Source organism: Janthinobacterium sp. (assembly GCF_031995485.1).
GTDB lineage: Bacteria > Pseudomonadota > Gammaproteobacteria > Burkholderiales > Burkholderiaceae_D > Janthinobacterium.
The window spans coordinates 18,688-44,459 of the sequence record NZ_DAMAGB010000019.1 but is presented as its reverse complement, the minus strand read 5'-3'; the positions used below and the strand labels follow the sequence as shown (position 1 = coordinate 44,459).

Here is a 25,772-nt window from a genome sequence, read left to right as displayed (position 1 = left end):
GAATTAGGTATCTTAATCTACCCGCCGTGCAAAACCAAACTTCTCCTCTCATATTAAGCTTCGGCGTGTCCGATCCCGTCGGCGCGATCGGCATCCAGGCCGACCTGGCCACCTTTGCCGCATTCGGCTGCCATGGCCTGTCGGTCACCACGGGCCTGCTGATCAGCGATACGGCCCGCGTCGAAGACATGCAGGCGGTCGATCCGGACTGGGTCTCGGACCAGGCCCGCGTGCTGCTCGAAGACATGTCTGTCGCCGCCATCAAGATCGGCGCGCTGGGCAGCGTGGAAAACGTCACGGCGATCGCCGAAATCGTTTCCGACTACCCGAACGTGCCTTTGATCCTCGATCCCTTCATTTCGGCGCTGCCGGAGCAGGGCATGGACGACGAGGATATCCTGACCGCCGTGCGCCAGCTCCTGATCCCGCAAACCACGCTGCTGGTGCTCTCGCCGGTGGAGCTGGAACGCCTGGCCGAAACGTGGCGCGACAGCGACCCGTCCGACACCCTGCAGAACGATGTCGACTACCTGGTCGCCCTGGGTTGCGAATACGTGCTGGTGACCTGCATGCCGGCCGACGCCAGCAAAAGCGGCACCGGCGAAGGCAAGCTGCGCGCCAATACCCTGTTCGGCGAAGACGGCGTGGTGCGCCACGATGTCTGGCGCCACCTGCCCGGCATCTTCAACGGCGCCGGCAGCACGCTGTCGGCCGCGGCCACCGCGCTGCTGGCGCTCGATAACGGCCAGGACCAGCAGGGCCAGGACGGCGACCAGAGCGACGTGCAGCAGGCGGTAGTGGCGGCGCAGGAATTCACGGCCGGCGCGCTGACGCATGCGCGGCGCTTCGGCATGGGCAAGCTGGTGCCGAACCGCCTGTTCAAGGCCGGCATCTGACGCTCCCACACTTACAACCCATTCAAGGCATACTCATGACGACGACTTCCCACAACGACACCCTGTTTGCCCGCGCCCAGAAAACCACGCCGGGCGGCGTCAATTCGCCGGTGCGCGCTTTCCGTTCGGTGGGCGGCACGCCGCGCTTCATCACGCGCGCCGAAGGCCCGTACTTCTGGGATGCCGACGGCAAGCGCTATATCGACTATATCGGCTCGTGGGGCCCGGCGATTGTCGGCCACGCCCATCCTGACGTGGTGAAAGCGGTGCAGGATGCGGCCGCGCTGGGGCTGTCGTTCGGCGCGCCGACCGAAGGCGAAATCCTGATGGCCGAGGAAATCACGCGCCTGGTGCCATCGATCGAACAGGTGCGCCTGGTGTCGTCGGGCACGGAAGCGACCATGAGCGCGCTGCGCCTGGCGCGCGGCGCCACCGGCCGCGACAAGATCGTCAAGTTCGAAGGCTGCTACCACGGCCACGCCGACTCCTTGCTGGTGAAGGCCGGCAGCGGCCTGCTCACCTTCGGCAACCCGACCTCGGCCGGCGTGCCGGAAGACTTCGTGAAACACACGCTGGTGCTCGACTACAACAACGTCGAACAATTGAAGGACGCTTTCGACAGCTTCGGCAGCGAAATCGCCTGCGTGATCGTCGAGCCGGTGGCCGGCAACATGAACCTGGTGAAAGCCACGCCCGAATTCCTGCAGGCGATGCGCGAGCTGTGCACGCAGCACGGCGCGCTGCTGATTTTCGACGAAGTCATGTGCGGCTTCCGCGTGGCGCTGGGCGGCGCGCAGGCGCTGTACGGCATCAAGCCGGACCTGACGGCCCTGGGCAAGGTGATCGGTGGCGGCATGCCGGTGGCGGCGTTTGGCGGCAGTGCCGCGCTGATGCACAATATGGCGCCGCTGGGCGCCGTCTACCAGGCCGGCACGCTGTCGGGCAATCCGGTGGCGGTGGCCGCCGGCATGACGACCCTGAAACTGATCCAGCAGCCGGGCTTCTACGAGCAGCTGGGTGCCACCGCCAAACGCCTGGCCGACGGGCTGACGGCAGCGGCGAAAGAAGCGGGCGTGGTGTTCTGCGCCGACGCCATCGGCGGCATGTTCGGCATCTATTTCAGCGAAACGCCGCCAGGCAGCTATGCCGAAATGATGGCCGGCGATCGCAGCAAGTTCAACGCCTTCTTCCACGCCATGCTCGACGAGGGCGTGTACTTCGCGCCAGCCGCTTTCGAGGCGGGCTTTGTCTCGGCGCAGCATGACGACGCCGTGATCGACGCCACCATCGCCGCCGCGCGCAAGGTGTTTGCGGCATTGAAGTAATCCTGTTGAAGTAATCAGCTGTTTTTCGCGGCGGCCGTCCTGGCCGCCGCAGCACTCTCCCGTGTTCCCCTCTCTCCTGCTATATTCACTGCATAAAAAAGGAGACTGCATGGACTATGTGATCGGTGTCGATATCGGCACGCAAAGCACCAAGGCTTTACTGGTTGACAGCACGGGCGCCATCGTCGCCCAGCATGCGCACGGCTACCAGGTCGATACGCCCAAACCCCTGTGGGCCGAACAGTGGCCCGCTGTCTGGTACGACGCCGTGGCCGCCTGCGTGCGCGAAGTGGCGGCAAAAAGCGGCGTGGCCGCTGCCGCTATCAAGGCCATCTGCGTCAGCAGCCTGTATGGCGGCTCCGGCATTGCCGTCGACGAGGCCATGCAGCCGCTGCATCCCTGCCTGATCTGGATGGACCGGCGCGCCACCGGCGAAGTGGAATGGGTCAACCGGCATGTGGACCTGGCTCGCCTGCACGCGGTGACCAGCAATGGCGTCGACAGCTACTACGGCTACACCAAGATGCTGTGGCTGAAAAACCACCGGCCCGACGTCTGGCAGCGCACGCGCTACCTGCTGCCGCCGAACAGCTATATCAATTACCTGCTGTGCGGGGAAGTGGCGGTCGACCATAGTTCGGCCGGCAATATCGGCGGCGTGTACGACATGGCGGCGCGCGGCTGGTCCAACGAAATGCTCGACGCGCTCGGCATCCCGGCACGCATAATGCCCGAGCGCCTGGTCGATTCGTCCGAAGTGGTCGGCACGCTGCTGCCGCAGGTGGCCGCACAACTGGGCCTGCTGCCCGGCACGCCGGTGGTGGCCGGCGGCGTCGATGCGGCCGTGGCCACCTTTGCCGCGGGCGTCAGCCGCGCCGGCCAGCATGTGGCGATGATCGGCACCAGCATGTGCTGGGGCACCATCCGGCAAGAGGCCGATGCCGGCCATGGCCTGATCAGCATGCCCCATGTGTTCAACAGCCAGCACGATCTGTATGTGTTTGGCGGCGCAATCACGGCCGGCGCCTCCGTCAGCTGGTTCCGCGACGAATTCTGCCAGGCCGATGTCGACGACGCCAAGCGCCAGGGCTATCAGGATGTGCACCAGCTGATGGAAGAAAACGCCGCCAAAGTGCCGCCCGGCGCCGAGGGCGTGCTGTTCCTGCCCTACCTGATGGGCGAGCGCAGCCCGATCTGGGATGCGAAAGCGAGCGGCGCATTCCTGGGCCTGAACCTGTACCATGGCCGCGCCCACCTGTACCGCGCCGTATTGGAGGGCGTGAGCTTTGCGCTGAAGCACAATATCGACGCGGGCAGCCAGGGCGCCGCCACGCTGGACGACAAGCTGATCGTGGTGGGCGGCGCGGCCCACTCGCCGCTGTGGATGCAGATCATCGCCGACATTACCGGCTACCAGGTTTACACCATTGCCGAAAACGTCGAGGCGGCGCTGGGCGCGGCACTGCTGGCGGCATTGGGTACGGGCTTGATCACGCGCGAGACGGCGCAGCAGGGCTGGGTCACGCTGGTGCCGCGCAGCACGCCGCAGCCTGACGCCAGCGCCGCCTACCGGCGCACCTTCAGTCTGTACCGCGATGCCTATCCGGCCCTGCAAAACCTGATGCATGGCCTGCACCAGGGCGCGCAGGATTGAACACTGCCAAAGGATAGGCACCATGCGACCAACAAAACCCGGCTGCGCAAAAAACAACAGCCGGCATAATTGCCAAGCAGCCGCTTCCAGCATTACAATGAGAATAATTCTTATTTGCAATCACGAAACGACTGCCCATGCCGGCCGCCTATCCCGCCTCTCCCCAGCCCGTTGCCTCCCTGTATGCCGACCATCATGGCTGGCTGCAGGCCTTGCTGCGCCGGCGCCTGGGCAATGGTTTCGACGCGGCCGACCTGGCGCATGACGCATTCGTACGCCTGCTGGCCAAACCACGCAGCTTCGACAGCTTCGACGGCGCGCGCGCCTATCTGAGCACGGTGGCGCGCGGCCTGTGCGTGGACCTGTGGCGGCGCCGCGAAATCGAACAGGCCTGGCTGGCCGCGCTGGCGGCCCAGCCCGAGGCATACGCCTGCTCGGCCGAACAGCAGGCCAGCGTGCTGCAGGCGCTGGGCGAGGTCGACGCCATGCTGCGCAGCCTGCCCGCGAAAGTGGCGCAGGCCTTTGTGCTGGCGATGGTGCATGGCATGACGGACAAGGAAGTGGCGGCGCAACTGGGCGTGTCGGACCGCATGGTGCGCAAGTACATGGCCAAGGCGCTGCTGCACTGCATGCTGCTGGAAGCGTCAATGGAATCGGCGTGAGCACGCCCCACGCCGCCATGCAGCAGGCGGCCGAATGGTTTGCGCTGCTGCGCTCGGGCGAGGCCAGCGACAGCGACCGCCATGCCTGGCAAGCCTGGCTCAATCAGAAACGCGAACACCGCGACGCCTGGGCCCATGCCGAAACCATCGCGCAACGCTTCGAACCGATGCGCGCGCCGGAAGCGCGGCACGCCGCCGTCGATGCACTGTACGGCGCGCGCACGACATCGCTGTCGCGCCGGCGCGTGCTGGGCGTGCTGGCCATGCTCGGCGGCGGCGCGCTGCTGGGCGTCGAAGCGTGGCGCAGCCATCCCTTTTACCTGCTGGCGCAATACCGCACCGGCATCGGCGAAGTGCGCGCCATGACGCTGGCCGACGGCAGCACGGTGTGGCTCAATACGGCCAGCGCGTTCGACACCGACTACAGCGCCAGCCTGCGCCGCCTGCATCTGCTGGACGGCGAAATGCTGATCGAGACGGCCCACGACACCACGCGCCCTTTCGTGGTCGATACCGCGCACGGCCGCCTGCGCGCGCTGGGCACGCGTTTTACGGTACGTATCGTTGAAGACGCCAGCTTCCTGGCCGTGTACGGCGGCGCAGTCGAAGTGCGCAGCAGCGGCGGCACCACGCGCATCGTCAACGCCGGCAGCCAGGTCAGGTTCGGCGCAAGCGGGATCGGCGCCACAGAGGCGGCCGATCCGGCGCGCGCAGCGTGGTCGCGCGGCGTGCTGCTGGCCGATAACATGGCCTTGCAGGACGTGGTGGGCGAATTGAACCGCTATCACCGCGGCCATATCGGCGTCGCGCCCGAGGTGGCCCAGCTGCGCGTGCTGGGCGGCTATCCGCTGCACGACGCCGACAAAACGCTCAATATGCTGGCGGCCGTGCTGCCGCTGCGCGTGCGCCGCACCCTGCCATGGTGGACCACGCTGGAATCGGCATAAAAAATTATCGTCTGACGGTTCCGCATTTGGCGCGCTGGTTCGATACACAGGACAAGACGGCATCGCCGCATCCTTTTACCGAACCCTTGACCCCAACCTGTCCATGTCCAACTCTTCCTACCTGATGCGCCTGGCCGTTGCTGGTGCTTTTATGGCACCTGTCGCGGTGTACGCTCAACCAGCTGCGCCAGTGCGCGCCTACCAGATTCCCGCCGGCCCATTGAGCTCCGCGCTGGCCCGCTTTGTCGGCGAGTCCGGCATCCTGCTGGCCGGCAGCACCGGGCTGGCCACTGGCAAGACCAGCCCCGGCCTGCAGGGCAGCCATGGCGTGGCCGACGGCCTGAAGGCGCTGCTGGCCGGCAGCGGCCTGGAGGCAGTGCGTGGCAGCGATGGCACCTATACGCTGCGCCGCGCTGCCGCGCCTGCCGAAGTCGATGCCACCGGCTATGCGACCATGAGCGCGATCCAGATCGTCGGCGCGCGCGACAATACCAGCGAAGGCAGCGGCGCCTATGGCGGGCGCGCCCTGTCGCTGGGCAAGGACAACGCCAGCCTGCGCGAGACGCCGCACAGCGTCACCATCGTCTCGCGCCAGCAGATCGAAGACCAGGCCCTGACGGATCTCGCCGATGTGCTGCGCAGCACGCCCGGCATCGAAGTATTCAACACCGATTCGGAACGCGTCGGCTATTACGCGCGCGGCCAGGAAATCACCAACGTGCAGTTCGACGGCAATGCCGCCATCACGCCCGGCAGCGGCAACGGTTTCTATATCCAGCCCGACATGGCCACGCTCGACCACGCGGAGGTGCTGCGTGGCGCGGCGGGACTGATGCGCGGCGCCGGCAGCCCGTCCGGCGCCGTCAACCTGGTGCGCAAGCGCCCCACTTCGCAGTTTTCCGCCGGCGGCGCGGCCACCGTCGGCAGCTGGGACACCTACCGTGCCGAAGGCGATATCTCGGCGCCCTTGAATGCCTCGGGCAGCGTGCGCGGCCGCGTGGTGGCCGTCGAGGACCGCCGCCACCATTTCCAGAAGGCGCGCAAGTCCGGCAAGAGCGTGCTGTACGCGGTGGTGGAAGCGGACGTCGCGCCGGCCACCACCGTGCTGGCAGGCCTCGAATGGTCGACCCTGAAAACCAATGGCGCCTGGGGCAACCTGCTGGCCAATATCGACGGCAGCCCGATGCCGTTCGCGCGCGACACCTACCTGGGTTCCTCGGAAAACCACTGGGACCGCGAAAACAGACAGGCCTTCGCCAGCCTGGAACACGACTTCGGCAATGGCTGGAACGCCAAGGCCAGCTTCAACTTCATCAACATGAAGCGCATGCATGGCGCCGACGGCTATGTGCAGACGCTGATCTCGCGCAACGCAAAAGATCCGTCGAAGATCAACTACCAGATCAGCCGCTGCGGCGAAAAGGACTACACGGCGCAGCAGACCAGCTGGGACCTGTACGCCAGCGGCCCGTTCACCCTGCTGGGCCGCCAGCATGAACTGGTGGTGGGCGCCAACGGCACGCGCGACTATGCGCAGCCGACGGCCGGCTCCTGCAGCACGCTGGCAGGCCTGCCGTCGATGACGGGCCTCGATCCCTACACCTGGGACCCGTACCACGTGGCCATGCCGCCGATGCCCGCGTTTACCGGCACCTATGTCAAGAACCTGACCGAGCAGCAAGGCGTGTATGGCACCGCGCGCTTCAGCGTCAGCGACCCGTTGACCGTGATCGTCGGCGCGCGCATGAGCTGGTGGGACTACAAGCCGAACAACCGGGCCGGCGCCTACAGCGTCGACGCGGAATTGACGCCGTACGTGGCGGCCCTGTATGCGCTGAACCGGAACCTGAGCCTGTACGGCAGCTATGCCGATGTGTTCACGCCGCAGCGCGCTTTCGACCTCACCGGCAAGGCGCTGGCGCCGATCACGGGCCGCAATCTCGAACTGGGTGTGAAAGGCGAATTCTTCAATAAGAAGCTCAACACCAATTTCGCCATCTTCCAGCTGGAGCAGAATGGCAAGGGTGTCGACGATCTCGGTTCGCCCAACCCCTGCCTGCCCGAGTACAGCAATGGCTACTGCCAGGTCGCCCAGGGCGAACAGCGCAGCCGCGGCGTCGAGGCGGAAGTGTCGGGCCAGATCGGCAGCAACTGGAACCTGTCGGCCGGCTACACCCTGAACAACACGAAAAACGTGCGCGACACGGCCAGCAACACGGGCAAGGCGATCCGCACCACCACGCCGCGCCACCTGCTGCGTTTGTTCTCCAGCTACACCCTGCCCGGCGACCTGCACGCCTGGTCGGTCGGCGGCGGCATCAACCTGCAAAGCGAGATCACCAGCCAGAGCGGCACCGCCTTTGCGCGCCAGGGCGGCTACACCACCGCGTCGACGTTTGTCTCGTACCGCATCAGCCGCAACCTGCAAGCGCAGCTCAATGTCAGCAATCTGTTCGACAAGGTGTACTACGAGAAGATCCGCGAGTATGGCCCGGGCTACTACTATGGCGCACCGCTCGGGGCGATGCTGACGGTGCGTGGCCAGTACTAGGCACGATAGGCGTCTAGTCCGCACATTTTTACCCCAAAAGCAAGTTCTGTGGTCAGACCCTCAGGGTCTGACCCCGGCATTAGACCTTGGGGTGAATTTCAAGTTTCCACGCCGCTCCTGCCAGCAGCAGCCCCACCACCAGCGCCACCCAGTCAAAGCCCGCCAGAGCGACCTGGGTGGTCAGCAGATTCAAGGGCATCAGTCCGCACCACAATCCCGCCCCCAGCCATAACTGAAGCCGCCACATGCCACGCGTCGGACGCACCTGCGCCAGCAGCGCCGCCACGGCCCAGGCTCCGAAGAAGCAGGCGATCTCGCTGTCCGCGCGCTGCGCCATCTCGACCGGCAGCAGGCGGTTGGCCCAGAAAAACGCGGCAAACGCGATCGGCAGTCCGCCAATCGCGCCGAGATTGAGCGCTTCGACCAGCCGCAAGCCAAAACCCGTGCGCCCGGATTTCATTGCCTGCGCGCGCGTGCGCACACCCCACAGCACGGCGCCGGTGGCCACCATCACGCAGCCGGCCAGGCCGCACAGAAAGAACAGCACGCGCAGCAGCGGATCGGCAAAGCGTCCCAGGTGCAGCCCATACATGGCGCGCCGCGCTTCGGATGGCGTGATGGCGTCGTAGTCGGTAGCGGCGAGCAACTGGCCGGTGGCGCCCTGGAACAGGACGGTCGGCTCGATATTCGAAAATGACTGCCCTGCCTGGCGCGCAATCGCAATGGTGGCGTTGGCGTCACCCGGATAGTCGATCACGATGCGCCCTGGCTCTGCGCCGTGCCAGCGCGTACTTGCCTGCGCCAGCAGCGGCGGCAGTTCCGTCAATGGCGCGAGCTGGCCCGATGGCGTGACCTTGCGCGCCGTCTGCGGATACGCTTCCTTGAGCCACGTCTTCTGGTCGCTGCCATACAGCGCCTGTTTCGGCGCCGGCATATACATGAACATCAAGGTTACCAGCCCCGTATAGGTGATCATCAGGTGGAACGGCAGCGCCAGCACGGCCACCGCATTGTGCGCGTCCAGCCACGAGCGCTGTCCCTTGCGCGGACGGAAGGTAAAGAAATCCCTGAAGATGCGCCGGTGCGTGATCACGCCACTGAGGATGGCCACCAGCATGCCCATGGCGGCAATGCCGACGATCCAGCGGCCCCACACGATCGGCATATAGTGCAGATCGAAATGCAGGCGAAACAGGAAGTCGCCGCCCTCGGTGGCGCGCGGCGGCGGCAGCGCCATGCCGGTGAACGGATCGAGCAGCAGCTGATCCTGGCGCGCGCGGCGTTTTTTGGCGGCGGTCTTCGGCTCGACCCAGCTGACGGCGACTGCCGGCTGGCGCAGGCTGGGCAGCTCGATCACCCAGCGCGTCGCGTCGGGCGCATGCTGGCGCAGATAGTTCAGGGCCGATGCCGCCGCCTGCGCGGGTGGCACGGCTTTGGCGCTGGCGGCGGACTGCAGCTCCGGCTTCATCCACAAACTGATTTCATCGCGGTAGTACGAGGCCGTACCGCTCATGAACACCATCAGCAGCAGCCAGCAGACAAACAGCCCGGCCCAGGTATGCAGCCACGCCATCGCCTGGCGCCAGTGACCGCGCTTGCCGAATACGCACAGAATGATCGCGGCGTAGACCAGGAAGGAGACCAGGGTGGCGGTCATCACCGCATCGACGCGGCTCTGTGGAAGCAGCACGGCCAGCAGCCAGGTGATGGCGACGGTCAGGGCATAGCCGCCAGCGATGGCGGCCAGCAGGCGCGCAAAGACGCGCAGGCGGTAGCGGGTGGAGTCTGGCAAAGGCATGGGAGGGTGGCTTTCATCGGTTCATCAGTGGCGCGTACGCCTTGTTGATGAATCGGATGAAGCCTTTAAAAGCGGAACCCCAGGAGCAAAAACTGGAGTCGGACGGGGACGCCGAGTCCCTCAGGGTCCGACCCCGGCAGTTCGCCGTTGGGGGTAAATATTCAAACGGCTGCACCTTCCATGATACTGGCCACCAGTGCCGGCAGCTTGGCCATATCACTGAACACATGCTTTGCCCCAGCCGCTTTCAAACGCGCTTCCTGCCCCTCGGCGATATGCCCGCCACCGATAAAGCCCAGCACCGTCATGCCGGCGGCTGCCGCAGCGGTGACGCCGGTCACGCTGTCTTCCAGCACCAGGCATTGGCCTGGCGGCACGCCGAAGCCGGCGGCGGCGGCCAGGTACAGGCCCGGGTGCGGCTTGGCGTGGCCGACCAGGTCGGGCGTGAAGTAGCGGCCGCCGAACAGGCCGGCCATGCCGGTACGGGTCAAGGCGGAATGCACGCGCGCGCTGACGCTGTTCGAGGCGACGGCTTTCGGCAGGTCGATGGCGGCCAGCGCCTGCGCCACGCCGGGCACGGCGCTCAGTTGTTCGTCGCACATGACGTTGACGGCGTGGCCAATGGCCAGCAGTTCTTCTTCCGGCAACTGCGGCAGTCCCAGCTCCGTATAAATATCATGCATCAGCGGCACCAGGCGCAGGCCCAGCCGCGGTTCGATCAGGCCTTGCAGCGTCACGCCGGCAGGCAAATTGGGCAGGCGCGGCGCCAGCAGGGACAGCAGCGCCTGCAGCGCCACGGCTTCGCTGTCGATCAAAACGCCATCGCAGTCGCTGATCAGGTGGGTGTAAGGGCTGTGGTGGGGAACGGTGTCCGGCATGCATGCTCCAGTTGGTGCGCCATCAGGGAACGATGGCGCGGATCATTCGGCACACAAGCTGTTGCTTTTATCTAAATTTTGGAGGCATACTTCAGCTTGTTCTGATCGCTTGAATCAGACCCAACCGGAACCCATGCCATGAAGCACAACAGCTTGCAGAACCATCGATTATCCCTGATTTCGGCCATGGCCGCGTTTGCGCTGTCCGCTACCGTCGCGCTGCCTGCGCTGGCGGCGGACGACCAGGCCGACGTCTTGAGCCTGGTGCGCCAGCATGTGGCGGCGCAGACGCAGTTCGATGTACCGGCCCTGGCCGCGCTGACGGCCGACAATTACGTGGAAGTGTCGCCGATGGGCGAAGTCGATACGCGCGAGAAGATGCTGGCCTTTTATGCGCCGGAAAAAAAGACCGCCACGCCCGTCATCACGGTCGAGGAACCGCTGGTGCGCGTGAGCGGTGATACGGCCGTCTTGATCGGCAAGCTGGCAATTTCCGTCAATGCCGGCGGCCAGCAGCGCCAGATGGCCATGCGCGCCAGCTATGTGGCGGTCAAGCAGGGGCAAGCATGGAAGCTGATGTCGGCGCAGTACACGGGGATTGCCCCGAAGCGGCCGGCGCAATAATCGAGGCATCAACAATGTTGTCGGATTACGCGCTTGCGCGCTAATCCGACCTGGGTGAGACCACGATAATTTCCACGGTCGCAGGTTGCATCAGGCGGGGCCGCCGAGGCCCGCAGGGCCGTGATCCAACAACATCGTTGACCGTTTATTTCAACCATCCCCGATGGCGGAAATACAGGAACGGCGCGATCGCGCTGGTAATCATCAGGCCCCAGGCCCATGGATAGCCGAACGTCCATTCCAGCTCCGGCAGGAACTTGAAGTTCATGCCGTACACGCTGGCGATCAGGGTTGGCGGCAGGAAAGCCACGCTGGCCACCGAAAAGATCTTGATGATCTTGTTCTGGTTGATGTTGATGAAGCCGACGGTGGCGTCCATCAGGAAGTTGATCTTGTCGAACAAAAACGAGGTATGGCCGTCCAGCGATTCGATATCGCGCAGAATCTGGCGCGCTTCCTCGAACTGCTCGGAATTGAGCAGGCGGCCGCGCATCAAAAAGCTGACGGCGCGGCGCGTATCCATCATGTTGCGGCGGATCCGGCCGTTCAAGTCTTCCTCGTGGGCGATCGCGTTCAGCGCTTCGGCCGCGTGCGCATCGGTAAATTCCTTCTGCAGCACGCGCGTGCTGACTTCTTCCAGGTTCTGGTAGATGCCTTCCAACACGTCAGCCGAATATTCGGCGTCGGTGGCGTACAGGTCCAGCAACACGTCCATGTAGTCGGCGATCGAGCCGGGCCGCGAACGGGCGCGCATGCGCACCAGGCGGAACACGGGCAGGTCGTCCGTATGCATCGAGAACAGGATTTTTCGGGCCAGGATAAAGGCGACCGTGATCACGCGCGACGGGCCGTCATCCTCTTCCAGCAGGAAATCGGTGCGCAGGTGCAGGTCGCCGTTTTCCGCTTCGTAGTAGCGGGCCGACGCTTCGATATCCTTGACTTCGTCTTCACCCGGCAAGGTGACGTTGTAGGTGGCCTTGACCCAAGCCCGTTCATCATCGGTCGGGTCGGTCAGGTCCACCCACACCGGTTCGGCATTTTCAAGGTCTGCGCGGCTGTCGATCGGCACCTGGTTGAGCCGGCCATTCTGTAATACAAAGACATTGATCATGCGCGCTCTCAGCCGGATGTTGGGTTATCGTGGTAGGTGTGGCGCTGGCGCCAGAAATCAAAACAGCGCAAGTGTACTCGCAAAGGCCTTTTCACGACCACCCCCGCGCCTGCCTTTTTCACCGAAATAGTGCGGCGCAGCATCCATACCACGCTGCCTTTCTGGCATGCTTGCCTATTCGGACACGCCGCTCGCTGGGCAAAATCATAGTGGTAACTTATTGCGGCAGCTCCGCCGCGCCCATGCGGCGCAGGATCACGCCGGTGCGCCGGTTCAGGTAGCCCGTGTCGCGATGGCGGTCGTAATAGCGCGGATTGGGCAGCATCACGGCCAGCCTGGCCGCCTGGCCCGCGTTCAGCCTGGCCGCCGTGGTGCGGTAGTAGTGGCGTGCCGCCGCTTCCGCGCCAAACGTGCCGCTGCCGAACTCCACCACGTTCAGGTAAATTTCAAAGATGCGCTGCTTGTCCATCAGGCTTTCCAGCATGTAGGTAATGATCAGCTCCTGGCCCTTGCGCACATAGCTGCGCGAACCGGACAGGAACAGATTCTTCGCCAGTTGCTGCGTGATGGTCGAGCCGCCGGCCACCACTTTCTGCTTCTTGCTGTTTTTCTCGTAGGCCTTTTGCAGCGCCTCCCAGTCCACCCCTTCATGTTCGGAAAAGTTCGCGTCTTCCGAAGCGATAATGGCGCGCTTCAGGTTATTCGAGATGCGCTCGTACGGCACCCAGGTCTGCTGGATCACCGCTTTCGGATTTTTTTCCTGCAGGGCGGACAGCTGCTCGCGCATGAAGGCGGTGCTGCTCGGGTTATGGTCGACCCACCACCAGATCTGCAGGAAGAAATACAGCTGTACCACGATAAAGGCCAGCACCGGCACGATAAACAGCCATTTGATCCAGCCATAGCGGCTGGCGGACGCGCCCTTGCGCGCGCCCTTCTTGCCCGCCTTCACAGCGCGCCGCGCAGCAGCGCCAGCAAGTCCTGCGTTGCGGGCCGCACGCCGCGCCACACATAAAACGCTTCGGCCGCCTGCTCGACCAGCATGCCCAGGCCATCGCGCACCTGCGCGCCGTTCTCTGCTGCAAAGTCCATGAACACGGTCGGCGCCGCGCCATACATCATGTCCAGCGCCAGCGTGTTGGCCGCGAACACGGCCGGCGGCACCGGCGGCAGGTCGCCGGCCAGGCTGGCCGAGGTGGCGTTGATGACGAGATCGAACACGCCGTCGGGCTGCTCGAAGCCGCCCGCGCGCAAGGCGCATCCGGCCGGCACGGCATCCTGGAATTGTTCGACCAGCCTGGCCGCCGTGGCGACGGTGCGGTTGGCGATAAAAATTTCCGCAGGCTGCTCCTGCAGCAGCGGCAGCACCACGCCGCGCGCCGCGCCGCCGGCCCCCAGCAGCAGCACGCGCTTGCCAGCAACAGCTACACCGGCATTGCGCACGATATCGGCCACCAGGCCGGCGCCATCGGTATTGTCGCCAAGAATGACGTCACCATCGAAGCGCAGCGTATTGACCGCGCCGGCGGCCCTGGCGCGCGGCGTCAGTTCGGTGGCCAGTGCGCAGGCGTCGAGCTTGAACGGCACCGTGACATTGGCGCCGCGGCCGCCTTCGGCCGCAAAGCCGCGCGCCGCCAGCGCAAAGCCGTCCAGCGGCGCCAGCCGGCGTTCATAGACGATGGCCTCGCCCGTCTGCTGGGCAAAGGCGGCATGGATGGCGGGGGATTTACTATGGGCAATCGGGTTGCCGAACACGCAATACGCGTCGGGAGTGATCTCTTGGGTGCTCAATTGCCGCCGCCTGTCAGGTTAGCTTCCATTTTTTCTTCGCGGGTAAATTTGAATCGGGTAATGACGACCCACAGATCATCCTTGTCGCTCGACAGCATGTTCGGCGGAAAACGCCCGAACGGCGCCGCGCGGCGCACGATGGCGATCGCCGCCGCATCGAGCGCCGGATTGCCCGAGCTTTTCTCGACGCGGATGCCGCCTTCCTTCTGGTAAATAGTGCCGTCCTGGAAGATCGGGATATACACGACCAGCTCGCCATACATCTTGCGGCCGTTTTTCTGCGGAAAATTCAGCGTGCCGATATCCTCGACCCGCTTTTGCAAGGTCTTGTAATACATGGCATAGCCGACCTCCTGCGTGCTGGGCGTAATGAAGGTCTTGCGCGGGCGCTTGTTCTGGTCTTCCACGGTCTGGCTGATTTCGGCCGCCATGCGCGCAATCGCCTTGCTGCTCTCCAGCAGATCGGAGCCCGTCGCCAGCGGATTGGGCTTGTCCTTTTCCGTGATCGGCGCCGCGCTGTAAGGCGTGGTCTTGTGCGCCTGCGTCAGCAGCTCCTGCTGCTTCTGCTCCAGCTCGGTAATCCGGCGCGCATTGGCCTTGACGCTGTCGCCCTCCTCCACCTTGCGCATGTCCGGCAGCGGCGACTTGGCGCGGCCCTTGTCGGCCTGGCCGCCTCCGTCCAGGTTGGCTTGCGCCAGCGCATCGGCCTTCAGGGGCTTGGCGTCATGCTTGGCGTTGACCAGGATAACTTCCAGGCCGGGATCGGTCGCCTCGGCGCGCTGCGGTGCCGGCGCGACAAAGCGCACCGCCAGCAGGGCGCCATGCGCCAGCAGCGAGGCGCCGATGGCAATGGCCAGAAAGCGATGTTGTGGAAGTAGCTTCACGCGGGCAACAGGTCCGTGACGTCGGGGAAATGCTGAATTTTACGTCAAAGCTGGCGTGCGACCGGCAGTTTTTGTGCGGGGCGGGGGAAAGAGGGCATGGCCATGCCGGAATCAACAAAAGGCAAACCAAGCCTTGCTTGCATTTTGAGCAAGCAACGTCGTACACTCGCCATTGACGACGTCCTGTAATCTCGCCATCGTCATATCCTGTCACGACAAGGTAAACACGAAAGCCCAAACCATGCTGATCATTGCCGAAGCCGCATTCCATTTGATCATGAATATTGTCATGTACAGCATAGGACGCGGCACGCTCATTGCCCTGTCCCTGGGCCATATCCGCCCCATGAGCCTGAAAGACGTCTGGCGTGCCCGCACGCAGAAAGACCGGGCCATGGCAATGGAAACCTGTTTTGCCGTCATGGGTATCAATCTCGTTGGCGTGGCAGTGGTCGTCGCAATCGTGGCCCTTACTTTTTTCCTGAAAAAATGAACAAACTCACGGTCGTGCTGGTCGATCCGCCAGATGATGAAGCCGCCTCCGTTACCCTGCGCAGCGAAGCCGGCGAGCTCACTGCGTTCTGTTATCCCTGCAGCTTGAAAGCAGGCGACGTGATCGGCAATCGTCTGTCTGCCCTCGATGCCGAGATGATGGCTACTTTCCTGTCCGACTGGCCGGACGATGAAAAAGCGGCCTTGTCCACGGAATGGATCGAACGTACCGGACACTGCTCGTACAAGGGTCGAGGCCGCGTGATCGATCAGGTCGAAGGCCTGGTCGAGGTACTGGGATTTATCATCGAGATGGACGCGCCATGCGCGGGGTACGTCGACTTCAATCTCAGGCGCATTGATATCGGGACATGAACATTTTGCGTCATGCGCCTGCAGTGCATCTTCATCGGAAGCGGCGCCGGCTTCCTCTGGCGCGGACAGCAATCACCCAGGAAGAACATTCATCATGACACTTCAGTACGCCGCCATGTTCCTTGTCGTGCTTGGCGTTTCAGCCCAGGCCAGTGCGCAACAGGCGCATTGCGACGCCACCGGCGGCAAGGCCGTGACATCGCTGGACCAGCTTCCCGCGCAGGTGCAGGATTTGCTGGGGCGCGACAAGACGGGCACTGAGGGCATTGCGGAGATTGGCGGAAAATTCAATTCAAGCGACGCCATCGTCGATGCTTCCGTACCGATGCGCAGGCTGGCGGGCGGTGCCGCCGGTCCGCAATGCATCTGCTTGACAGTCGAATACGGCGGCATCGGCCGCTATCAGAAAAAGCTGGAATACTGGCTGGCCGATGATCGCTGGACGCAGCTGCAGGGTGCGAACGCGGCAAGGGCGCCCGCCGCGCCGCCGGCAAGCATGCCCACGGCATCACATCCACAGGTCCGTGGCAGATAAGCCATGCGCCCTGCTGCCCCATAAGCCGCACGGAGCAGACTGAATCCAATGCGGCTGCGCAACAGGAAACAACACCTGCGCCAGCGTGCCGCGATTTTTCCAGGAAGGAAATTTTCAATGCAAAACAAGAAACTGTCAGCCATCTACAGCGCTTATCTTGCCTGTCTCAATCACCAGGAGTGGGAAAACCTCGGCAATTATGTTGCGGACCACGTCGCCTATAACGGTCACTGCATCGGTTATGCCGGCTACCTTCATGCGCGGCAGGACGAGTTCCGTACTATCCCCGACCTGCATTTCAGCGCCCAGCTATTGATTGCGGACGAAGCGATGGTGGCGTGCCGTCTCGATTTCAATATCACGCCGTCGGGCGATTTTCTGGGCCTGCCTGTCAATGGCAAGCGCATATCGTTTGCCGAACATGCCTTTTACGAATTCGAGAACGGCAAAATTGCAAAGGTCTGGTCTGTGCTGGACCAGGCTGCCATCGAGTCGCAGCTGTTCCCTTGAGCAGGAAAACCCTGTTACGGCGCCGCCATCAGAATCCCGCCTCGCGCCACAACAGCGCCGCCACGCCCCGCACCAGCCGCGCGCCGGGCGCTTCCCAGTCGGCGGCGATCACCACCTTGCCGCGCCAGCTGCGTCCGGCCAGCGGGCCCGATGATTCGGCCACCGTGAACGTCACGCGGTAGACGGCGTGTTCGGGATACCAGTAGCCCTGCTTTTCGCGCGCCGTCACCGAGCCGCCGTGCTGGGCCGACCACATGCCGCTCGGCAGCACATGGGTGGCATCCTGGTCGATGCCGGCTACCTTCAGGCGGACGAACGGGCCTTCCAGGCCATCGGGGTAAAAGCGCGCGCTGTCACCAATAGCCACGCGGCGCACCGTGTCTTCGTCGAGATAGGTGCTCGCTTCCTCGCCCTTGTCGCTGACCAGCACGCCCACGCGCTCGTTTTTGCCGACCCAGACGCCGGGCGCCAGTTCGCTGTCGATATCGCGCAGGGTGCCGGCGAATGGCGCCACCGGGGCGTAGCGCGCGGCCTGTTCCCTGAGCAGGTCGAGCTTGGCTTCGGCGCTGGCCAGCTGCTCGCGCAGCACCATGCTCTGGGCGCGCTGTTCGGCGTCGAAACCGGCGCCTTCGCTGCGCCAGCGCAGGCTGTCGATCTGCGCTTCGATGCCCTGGCGCTGGCTGGCGTTTTCGGCCACCGCGAACTGCAGCATCACGTCGCCCGCCTTGACCTTGGCGCCGTCGCGCAGCGGCAGCGCGGACAGCATCGCATGCTCGGGCGCATGGATGGGAAACACCTCGGCCGGACGCAGCACGCCGCTCGACTGCACGCGCGTGGGCCACGGCAGCACGAACAGCAGCGCGGCAGCACCAAGCAGCCAGGCCGTGCGGCGCGTGCGGCGCGTGGTCTTGATCTGCGGCCACAGCTTGCGCCAGACGCGCAGTTCGGTCGCCAGCGGGCGCAGGATAAACCAGCTCATTTCAATTGCAAACAAAAAGATCCCCACCAGTTTGATGAAAAAGTGATACACGAGTATGGCGATGCCGAGGAACAGCGTCAGGCGGTACAGCCAGACGCCCCAGGCAAACAGGATCAGGCCCCAGTGCCGGCGCGGCGGAAAATATTCGGGTGGCGGCGCGCCCAGGCCGAACAGGCGTTCGCGCAGATCCCAGCGCGCCAGCGCGAACGAGCGCCCGTGCAGGTTCGGCATGTCGAGCCAGTCGGAGACGACAAAATAGCCGTCGAAGCGCATGAACGGACTGGCGTTAATGGCCAGCGTGGCGATCCAGGTGGTGGTCGCCAGCGGAAACACGATCGCGCGCAGCACGCCGTCGGGCAGCATGGCCCAGGCCAGCGAAGACCAGATGGCGATGATCAGTTCCGTCGCCACGCCGGCCGCCGCCACCTGCTGGCGGTGGTGCTTGTTGTTGAGGCGCCAGACGTCGTTGGTGTCGGTGTAGGGCACTGGCCACATCACCAGGAAAGCCAGCCCCATGGTCGGCACGCGGCAGCCGCGCCGCTTGGCCGTGATCGCGTGGCCCAGTTCATGTGCGCACTTGACGCCGGCCAGCGCCAGGCCGTAGCAGGCCAGGCCGGTGGGCGTGAAGGTGTCCATCAGCATGCTGCCCAGGCGGTCCCATTCGCGGTAGATCTGCACCCCGCTGATGACCAGCGCCAGCAGGGTCAGGCGCGCAAAGGTATTCGAGAAGATCCATTCGAACGACGGCGCCACGCGCGTCAGCCAGCGGTCCGGCTTGACCAGCGGGATGCGGAAAAACAGGTAGCTGTGCAGCAGCTGCGTGTACCAGGCGCCCCGCTGCGCCTGGTGGCGCGCGGCCATCACCTTGACCGACGATATGGGGTCGGGCTGCAGCAGCTGGTTCTGGTCGAGAAAACTGAGCACCGCTTCGATTTCATCGAGGCCGATATCGAGCGGCGTGGCATGTTCGATATCGTCGAGCACGCGCTGCGGCGTGCCCAGCGACCAGCGCCGCAGCACCTCGAACGTCAACCAGTCGATGCGGAAGAACTGGTTGCGCACCGGGTCTTCCAGCGTGTAGCTCGGCTCCCCCGTGGCCAGCGCCGGGCCGGCGTGCAGGCTCAGTTCCTCGCGCAGCGGCGGCAGGCGCAGTTGCGCGAACTGGCGCTGCGGCAGGCTGTGCACGGTGCCCTGCACTGCACTGCCAGCGACACTCCCCATGATCGTCTCCACGCGCTACAGCCCTACCATCTGGCGCATTGCCGCCAGCGGCCGGCGCATGATCCAGTAGGCGGCCGGCACCCAGTGGCCGCTCAGCTTGGCCGTGCCTTTCAGGCCCACGCGGTGGTCGGTGGGGCCGTCGAGCGTGGCGCGCACGCGATATGCATAGCTGCCATCGGGCCGCGGCAGCGCTTCGTACGATACATAGCGCACCTTGGCCGTCACCGCCTGCAGGGGACTGGCGCCCAGGTACAGGCTGGTTTCGGCGCCCGCTTCGAGCGGAATCGCGTCGCCCACGCCCAGCCAGGCCTCGACCTCGACGTCTTTCGGCGTGGCGATGCGCATGATGCGCTCGCCCGTCATCACGGGGCGGCCTATCCATTCGCTGGGGTCGTCGAACAGCGCAATGCCGTCGCGCGGCGCGACGATGCGGGCGCGCTCGGCCTGGCCGCGCAGGAATTCGCTTTCGGCGCGGCGCTCTTCGATCTTGCCCTGCAGGGACGACAGCAGCCCTTTCGACTTGCTGTCGGTCAGCGCCTGCTGCAGCGACTGGCGGTATTCCGCTTCGGCCGTGGCCAGCGCCTGGCTGGCCACCTGGTAGCGGCTGTCCAACTGGGCCTGGTCGAAGTCCAGCAGCGGATCGCCCTTCTTCACCATCTGGTTCGGTTTCACATGGAAGCGTTCGATCACGCCTTCCAGCGGCGAACGGATGGCGGCCGGGCTGGCCGGCACCAGTTCACCGGGCGCCAGGATGGTCAGGCGCACGGGAATGCACAGCAACAGCGCGATGCCCAGCGCCACCTGCACCTTGCGCCGGCGCCACCATGGCAGGGCCGCGCTTTTTTCCTGCGCCATGCGCGCCTTCCAGCGCGACTTCAATGCAAACGGCGACCATGGCGCCGGCTTGACCGTGGCCGCATACGCGTGGCGCAGCACATCGCACCATTCGGTCAGCAGCGATATTTCATGCTCCAGCCACGGCGTGTCGCGCGTCAGCAGCAGGCCGCCGCGTGCCGACGGCTGCTTGCCTTCACCTGCCGGCAGCGGCAGCCACAGGGCGTAAGCCGGCAGCCACTCGGCCCATTCGGCGGCGAGCTCGCCATCGAAGTCCAACGCCGTCAGCGCGCCGGCCGGCGCTTTTGCGCACAGCCGCTCCAGCCACTGCACATACGGCGCATTGGCTTCGATCTGCACCACACCCGACAGCGCACACACCTTGCGGTCTTCAAACCACAGCGCCGCCTGGCGGTATGGCGCCAGCGCATGGCTGCCGTTGACCGCCAAAAAATCCAGTTCGACCCGCTCGCCGACATGGCGCGCGCGATGCGCCATGTCGAGCAGCGTGACCAGCGGATCGGTGCCGGTACCGGCTGCCGCTTGTTGCGTGTTTTCCATCATGTTGCCTTGTGCTTCTTTCTTGAGTAATGCTGCGTGCTTTGGTGCCCATGCCGTCAGGTTGACGTTTTTTCCAAACCCCAAAAGCAAATACCGGGGTCGGACCTTCAGAGTCCGACCCCAGCTTTTTTCGCCGTCAGGGGTGAATGCGAACTATGCCTGCCTCATCAAGCCCTGGCGCGATACGCCGCATTGACTGCGCTCACCTGGCGCAGCTGCTCGCTCAAACCGCTCTTGCCCATCGCGCTTTTCGCCTGGCCCACATTGATGCGGAACAGCGCCGTCGCTTCGTGGCCCTTGACGTCGCGCGCCATCAGCTTGATGCGCAGTTCGCCCACCATGCCTTTTGGTACTTCGCCGGTGAACTTGCCGGTCTGGGCATCGAACTGCACCCACGACGGCAGCGGACGGCCATCCTGCAAGGTTGCGGCCAGGCGCACCACGGCGTCGGGCTGGGTATGCACGAAGGCGTCGCTCGGTATCGTCAGCACCAGCGGACGGCCGTTGTCGGTGTACTGGTCGGGCACGCCCTGGAACAGCATCAGCGCCGGGTTTTCCGCCTTTGCCACCACCGTGCGGAAGCCATTATTGTCGGTAAACAGATCGCTCATCTCTGCAGCGCGGCGATACTCGCCGTTCGACAGGTCGGCGGCGCGGATGCCGCGGCCATCGAGCTGCGCCAGCGTATCGTTGCCGGTCACGCTGACCGGCTCGACCGGATTGATGCGCGTATCGACGATGGCGGTGCCAGGCACGAAGGTCGGCAGCGGCGGCAAGGCGGCGACCGGCAATGGCGCCTGCACCGGCGGCGTGTCCACCACCACCGGCGCAGGTACCGCGACCGGCTCCGGCGCGGCTACTGGCTGCGGCGGCAACGGCAGCACGGTGAAGTTGACGGACACGCTGCCCGACGCCGTGCCATCGCTGGCGCGCACGATCACCGTGTAGGTGCCGGCCGCGTCGCTGGCCGGCGTGCCGCTGAAGGTGCGCGTGGCCGAGTCGAATGCCAGCCAGCCCGGCAAGGCGGCGCCATTGGCCAGCGTGGCCGTGTAGTTGAGCGAGGCGTTGTCGATGTCGGTAAACGCCGGCACCGTCAGCGCCGGCATCGCCACGCCGGCGGACAGGTCGGCCGGCGTCGGCACGCTGCCTGGCGCGACCGGCGCGTCGTTGACCGGATTGACGGTGATATTGACGGTATAGGTATTGCTGCCGCCCTTGCCATCGCTGACCGTGTAGCTGAAGCTATCTGTCCCGTTGTAGTTGGCCGCCGGCGTATAGACATAGCTGCCGTCGGTATTGACGGTCAAGCTGCCATGCGCAGGATCGCCGGCCTTGACATAGGTCGCGCTGTCGCCATCGACATCGGTCACCGCCGGCAGCTTGCCCGACAGGACCGCGTCTTCATCCACGCTGGCCGTGCCGTTCGAGGCGGTCGGCGCATCGTTGACCGCAGTGATAGTGATCGCCACCGTATAGGTGCTCGAGCCGCCCTTGCCGTCGCTGACGGTATAAGTGAAGCTGTCGGCGCCGTTGTAGTTCGCTGCTGGCGTGTAGACATAGCTGCCATCCGGATTGACCGTCACCGTGCCATGCGCAGGGTCGCTGCCCTTGCCGTAGGTGAGCGTATCGCCATCGACGTCGGTGGCCACCGGCAAGGTGCCGGTCTTGACCGTGTCTTCGCTGGTGGTGATGGTGGTGCCGCTACCGACCGGTGCGTCGTTGACCGCCTCGATCACGATATTCACCGTATAGGTATTGCTGCCGCCCTTGCCGTCGCTGACGGTGTAGGTAAAGCTGTCGGCGCCGTTGTAGTTGGCGGCTGGCGTGTAAACATACGTGCCATCCGGATTGACCGTCACCGTACCATGCGCAGGGTCGCTGCCCTTGCCGTAGGTGAGCGTATCGCCATCGACGTCGGTTGCCACCGGGAAGGTACCGGTCTTGACCGTGTCTTCGCTGGTGGTGATGGTGGCGCCGCTGCCTACTGGCACATCATTCACCGGGCTGATGGTAATTGCCACGGTGTAGGTATTGCTGCCGCCCTTGCCGTCGCTGACGGTATAGGTAAAGCTGTCGGCGCCATTGTAGTTGGCCGCCGGCGTGTAGACGTAAGTGCCATCCGGATTGACGCTGACCGTGCCATGCGCAGGATCGCTGCCTTTGCCGTAGGTCAGCGTATCGCCATCGACGTCGGTTGCCACTGGCAGGGTACCGGCTTTGACCGTGTCTTCGCTGGTGCTGATGGCCGTGCCGCTGCCGACCGGGGCATCGTTGACCGGAGTCACCGTGATGGCCACCGTGTAGGTGTTGCTGCCGCCCTGGCCGTCGCTGACGGTGTAGGTAAAGCTGTCGGCACCGTTGTAGTTGGCTGCCGGCGTGTAGACGTAAGTGCCATCCGGATTGACGGTGACCGTGCCATGCGCAGGGTCGCTGCCTTTGCCGTAGGTGAGCGTATCGCCATCGACGTCCGTTGCCACCGGCAGGGTACCGGTCTTGACCGTGTCTTCGCTGGTGGTGATGGTGGTGCCGCTGCCGAGCGGTGCGTCGTTGACCGCCTCGATCACGATATTGACCGTATAGGTATTGCTGCCGCCCTGGCCGTCGCTGACGGTGTAGGTAAAGCTGTCGGCGCCGTTGTAGTTCGCTGCGGGCGTGTAGACGTAGCTGCCGTCCGGGTTGACCGTCACCGTGCCATGCGCAGGGTCGCTGCCCTTGCCGTAGGTCAGCGTGTCGCCATCGACGTCGGTAGCCACCGGCAGGGTGCCGGTTTTGACGGTGTCTTCGCTGGTGGTGATGGTGGCGCCGCTGCCCACTGGTGCGTCGTTCACAGGGGTGACGGTAATGGCGACCGTGTAGGTATTGCTGCCGCCCTGGCCGTCGCTGACGGTGTAAGTGAAGCTGTCGGCGCCGTTGTAGTTGGCCGCCGGCGTGTAGGTGTAGGTACCGTCGGCATTGACCACTATCGTGCCATGCGACGGATCGCCAGCCTTGGTGTAGGTGACGGCATCGCCGTCAATATCGGTTGCCACCGGCAGCGTGCCGGTCTTGACCGTGTCTTCGCTGATGACGATGGCGTCATTGGCGGCTACCGGCGCGTCGTTCACCGGGGTGACCGTGATCGCCACTGTGTAGGTATTGCTGCCGCCCTGGCCATCGCTGACGGTGTAAGTGAAGCTGTCCGCGCCGTTGTAGTTGGCTGCCGGCGTGTAGGTGTAGGTACCGTCGGTATTGACGACCACCGCACCATGCGCAGGATCGCTGGCCTTGCCGTAGGTGACGGTATCGCCATCGACGTCCGACGCCAGCGGCAGCGTGCCGGTCTTGACGGTGTCTTCGTTCAGGGTGATGGCGTCGTTGCCGGCCACCGGCGCGTCGTTGACCGGCGTGACGGTGATCGCCACCGTGTAGGTACTGCTACCGCCCTTGCCGTCGCTGACCGTGTACGTAAAGCTGTCGGCGCCGTTGTAGTTGGCTGCCGGCGTGTAGGTGTAGGTACCGTCGGCATTGACGACCACTGCGCCATGCGCAGGATCGCTTGCTTTGCCGTAGATGACTGTATCGCCATCAACGTCGGTAGCCACCGGCAAGGTGCCAGTCTTGACCGTGTCTTCGCTGGTGGTGATGGCGGTGCCGGAACCGGTTGGCACATCGTTGACCGGCGTGACATTGACCGACACGGTATAGGTGTTCGAGCCGCCCTTGCCGTCGCTGACGCTGTAGGTAAAGCTGTCGGCGCCGTTGTAGTTGGCGGCCGGCAAGTAGATATAGCTGCCGTTCGGATTGATGACCACCGTGCCGTGCGACGCATCGGTCACCCTGGCATACGTGACCGCGTCGCCATCGACGTCGGTGGCGGCAGGCAGGGTGCCCGACTTGATCACGTCTTCCGCCGTCGTAATGCTGTCATTGCCCGCTACCGGCGCATCGTTGACCGGGCTGACCGTGATGGCCACCGTGTAGGTATTGCTGCCGCCATTGCCGTCATTGACGGTGTAGGTAAAGCTGTCGGCGCCGTTGTAATTGGCGGCCGGGGTGTAGGTATAGCTGCCATCCGCATTGATCACCACCGTGCCGTGCGCCGGGTCGCTGCCCTTGCCGTAGGTGACGGCATCGCCATCGACGTCGGTAGCGGTTGGCAGGTTGCCGGTCTTGACCGTGTCTTCATTTGTCGTGATCGCCGTGCCGGATGCCACCGGCTTGTCGTTGACCGGCGTGACGTTCACCGACACCGTATAGGTGTTCGAGGCGCCGTGGCTGTCCGTTACCTTGTAGGTAAAGCTGTCGCTGCCGTTGTAGTTCGCCGCCGGAATATACAGATAGCTGCCGTCGTCGTTGACGACCACCCGGCCGTGCGCGGGAGCCGTGCCCGTGCTGTAGATAAAGGTGTCGCCTTCCAGGTCGGTGGCGGCCGGCAGGGTGCCCGACTTGATGGTGTCTTCGGGCGTGGTGATGGAATCGTTGCCCGCCGTTGGCGCATCGTTGACCGGTGTGACCGTGATGGCCACCGTGTAGGTATTGCTGCCGCCGTTGCCGTCATTGACGGTATAGGTAAAGCTGTCGCTGCCGTTGTAATTGGCCGCCGGCGTATAGGTGTAGGTGCCGTCGGTGTTGACCACCACCGTGCCATGCGCCGGGTCGCTGCCCTTGCCGTAGGTGACGGTATCGCCGTCGATGTCGGTGGCCGCCGGCAGCGTGCCGGTCTTGACCGTGTCTTCGGCAGTGGTAATCGCCGTGCCCGAAGCAGTCGGCGCATCGTTGACCGGCGTGACATTGACCGACACCGTGTACGTGTTCGACGCACCCTGGCTGTCCGTGACTTTATAGGTAAAGCTGTCGGCGCCGTTGTAGTTGGCGGCCGGCAGGTAGATATAGCTGCCGTTCGGATTGATGACCACCGTGCCGTGCGACGCATCGGTGACGCGGGCATAGGTGATGGCACCGCCTTCGATATCCGTGGCGGCCGGCAGCGTGCCCGACTTGATGGTGTCTTCCGCCGTGGTAATGCTGTCGTTGCCCGCTACCGGCGCATCGTTGACCGGGCTGACCGTGATCGCCACCGTGTAGGTATTGCTGCCGCCATTGCCATCGCTGACGGTATAGGTAAAGCTGTCGCTGCCGTTGTAATTGGCCGCCGGCGTATAGGT

At 64.4% G+C, this 25,772-nt stretch carries 20 protein-coding genes; 11 read left to right on the top strand and 9 right to left on the bottom strand.

What is annotated here, in order from left to right; all coding sequences use genetic code 11:
• The first annotated feature begins 26 nt into the window (after positions 1-26).
• The 6 genes from RTQ46_RS12810 to RTQ46_RS12785 all read left to right on the top strand — a co-directional run bounded on the left by RTQ46_RS12810 (position 27) and on the right by RTQ46_RS12785 (position 8,035).
• Positions 27-896 carry a hydroxymethylpyrimidine/phosphomethylpyrimidine kinase gene (locus RTQ46_RS12810; RefSeq protein WP_409518329.1) on the top strand — a complete coding sequence of 290 codons (870 nt, stop codon included), beginning with the start codon at positions 27-29 and terminating at the stop codon, positions 894-896.
• Positions 897-931: 35 nt separating this feature from the next.
• The gene (gene hemL, locus RTQ46_RS12805; RefSeq protein WP_312437056.1) at positions 932-2,221 is read left to right on the top strand and encodes a glutamate-1-semialdehyde 2,1-aminomutase; all 1,290 of its coding nucleotides are present in this window, start codon (positions 932-934) and stop codon (positions 2,219-2,221) included.
• Between the two features lie 109 nt (positions 2,222-2,330).
• Positions 2,331-3,875, top strand: coding sequence for an FGGY-family carbohydrate kinase (locus RTQ46_RS12800; protein WP_312437055.1), 1,545 nt, complete (start codon positions 2,331-2,333; stop codon positions 3,873-3,875).
• 137 nt (positions 3,876-4,012) lie between these two features.
• Positions 4,013-4,537, top strand: coding sequence for a sigma-70 family RNA polymerase sigma factor (locus RTQ46_RS12795; protein ID WP_312437054.1), 525 nt, complete (start codon positions 4,013-4,015; stop codon positions 4,535-4,537).
• Positions 4,534-5,484 (top strand): FecR domain-containing protein, encoded by a 951-nt coding sequence (locus tag RTQ46_RS12790; RefSeq protein ID WP_312437053.1) that lies wholly within the window; start codon positions 4,534-4,536, stop codon positions 5,482-5,484. Before RTQ46_RS12795 ends, RTQ46_RS12790 begins: the two co-directional genes overlap by 4 nt.
• Before the next feature lie 103 nt (positions 5,485-5,587).
• Complete coding sequence (locus tag RTQ46_RS12785; protein ID WP_312437052.1) at positions 5,588-8,035, top strand: TonB-dependent siderophore receptor; 2,448 nt, start codon at positions 5,588-5,590, stop codon at positions 8,033-8,035.
• 79 nt (positions 8,036-8,114) lie between these two features.
• On the opposite strand, the gene RTQ46_RS12780 is transcribed toward RTQ46_RS12785, so the two are convergent.
• Both RTQ46_RS12780 and RTQ46_RS12775 read right to left on the bottom strand, forming a co-directional pair.
• Entirely contained in the window at positions 8,115-9,833 is a 1,719-nt protein-coding gene (locus tag RTQ46_RS12780) for a PepSY-associated TM helix domain-containing protein (RefSeq protein WP_312437051.1), read from the bottom strand.
• Between the two features lie 161 nt (positions 9,834-9,994).
• Positions 9,995-10,711, bottom strand: a complete 717-nt coding sequence (locus RTQ46_RS12775) for an HAD-IA family hydrolase (RefSeq protein WP_312437050.1) — start codon at positions 10,709-10,711, stop codon at positions 9,995-9,997.
• Positions 10,712-10,849: 138 nt separating this feature from the next.
• Here RTQ46_RS12775 and RTQ46_RS12770 point away from each other — a divergent pair, with 138 nt between their 5' ends.
• Positions 10,850-11,335 carry a nuclear transport factor 2 family protein gene (locus RTQ46_RS12770; RefSeq protein ID WP_312437049.1) on the top strand — a complete coding sequence of 162 codons (486 nt, stop codon included), beginning with the start codon at positions 10,850-10,852 and terminating at the stop codon, positions 11,333-11,335.
• 145 nt (positions 11,336-11,480) lie between these two features.
• On the opposite strand, the gene corA is transcribed toward RTQ46_RS12770, so the two are convergent.
• The 4 genes from corA to RTQ46_RS12750 form a co-directional block, all read right to left on the bottom strand.
• Entirely contained in the window at positions 11,481-12,446 is a 966-nt protein-coding gene (gene corA / locus RTQ46_RS12765) for a magnesium/cobalt transporter CorA (RefSeq protein WP_065309743.1), read from the bottom strand.
• Between the two features lie 217 nt (positions 12,447-12,663).
• Positions 12,664-13,341 (bottom strand): monofunctional biosynthetic peptidoglycan transglycosylase, encoded by a 678-nt coding sequence (mtgA, locus tag RTQ46_RS12760; RefSeq protein WP_312437107.1) that lies wholly within the window; start codon positions 13,339-13,341, stop codon positions 12,664-12,666.
• Between the two features lie 53 nt (positions 13,342-13,394).
• Positions 13,395-14,237 carry a shikimate dehydrogenase gene (aroE, locus tag RTQ46_RS12755; protein ID WP_312437047.1) on the bottom strand — a complete coding sequence of 281 codons (843 nt, stop codon included), beginning with the start codon at positions 14,235-14,237 and terminating at the stop codon, positions 13,395-13,397.
• On the bottom strand, positions 14,234-15,121 hold the full coding sequence (locus tag RTQ46_RS12750) for a TonB family protein (RefSeq protein ID WP_312437046.1): 888 nt from the start codon (positions 15,119-15,121) through the stop codon (positions 14,234-14,236). Before RTQ46_RS12750 ends, aroE begins: the two co-directional genes overlap by 4 nt.
• A gap of 241 nt (positions 15,122-15,362) precedes the next feature.
• Between RTQ46_RS12750 and RTQ46_RS12745 the strand changes: the two genes are divergently transcribed.
• From RTQ46_RS12745 to RTQ46_RS12730, 4 genes are all read left to right on the top strand, one after another.
• Complete coding sequence (locus tag RTQ46_RS12745; protein WP_312437045.1) at positions 15,363-15,614, top strand: hypothetical protein; 252 nt, start codon at positions 15,363-15,365, stop codon at positions 15,612-15,614.
• Positions 15,611-15,988 (top strand): hypothetical protein, encoded by a 378-nt coding sequence (locus RTQ46_RS12740; protein WP_312437044.1) that lies wholly within the window; start codon positions 15,611-15,613, stop codon positions 15,986-15,988. Before RTQ46_RS12745 ends, RTQ46_RS12740 begins: the two co-directional genes overlap by 4 nt.
• A gap of 115 nt (positions 15,989-16,103) precedes the next feature.
• Positions 16,104-16,523, top strand: coding sequence for a hypothetical protein (locus tag RTQ46_RS12735; protein WP_312437043.1), 420 nt, complete (start codon positions 16,104-16,106; stop codon positions 16,521-16,523).
• A gap of 48 nt (positions 16,524-16,571) precedes the next feature.
• Positions 16,572-17,033, top strand: coding sequence for an ester cyclase (locus RTQ46_RS12730; RefSeq protein WP_409518328.1), 462 nt, complete (start codon positions 16,572-16,574; stop codon positions 17,031-17,033).
• A 28-nt stretch (positions 17,034-17,061) separates the two neighbouring features.
• Here the strand turns inward: RTQ46_RS12730 and RTQ46_RS12725 are convergent, their stop codons facing one another.
• The 3 genes from RTQ46_RS12725 to RTQ46_RS12715 all read right to left on the bottom strand — a co-directional run.
• Positions 17,062-19,233, bottom strand: a complete 2,172-nt coding sequence (locus tag RTQ46_RS12725) for a secretion protein HylD (protein ID WP_312437042.1) — start codon at positions 19,231-19,233, stop codon at positions 17,062-17,064.
• Positions 19,234-19,248: 15 nt separating this feature from the next.
• Positions 19,249-20,631: an HlyD family efflux transporter periplasmic adaptor subunit gene (locus tag RTQ46_RS12720; RefSeq protein ID WP_312437041.1), complete on the bottom strand. Its 1,383-nt coding sequence runs from the start codon at positions 20,629-20,631 to the stop codon at positions 19,249-19,251.
• 164 nt (positions 20,632-20,795) lie between these two features.
• A partial coding sequence (locus tag RTQ46_RS12715) for a tandem-95 repeat protein (RefSeq protein WP_312437040.1) occupies positions 20,796-25,772 on the bottom strand: 4,977 nt, incomplete at its 5' end.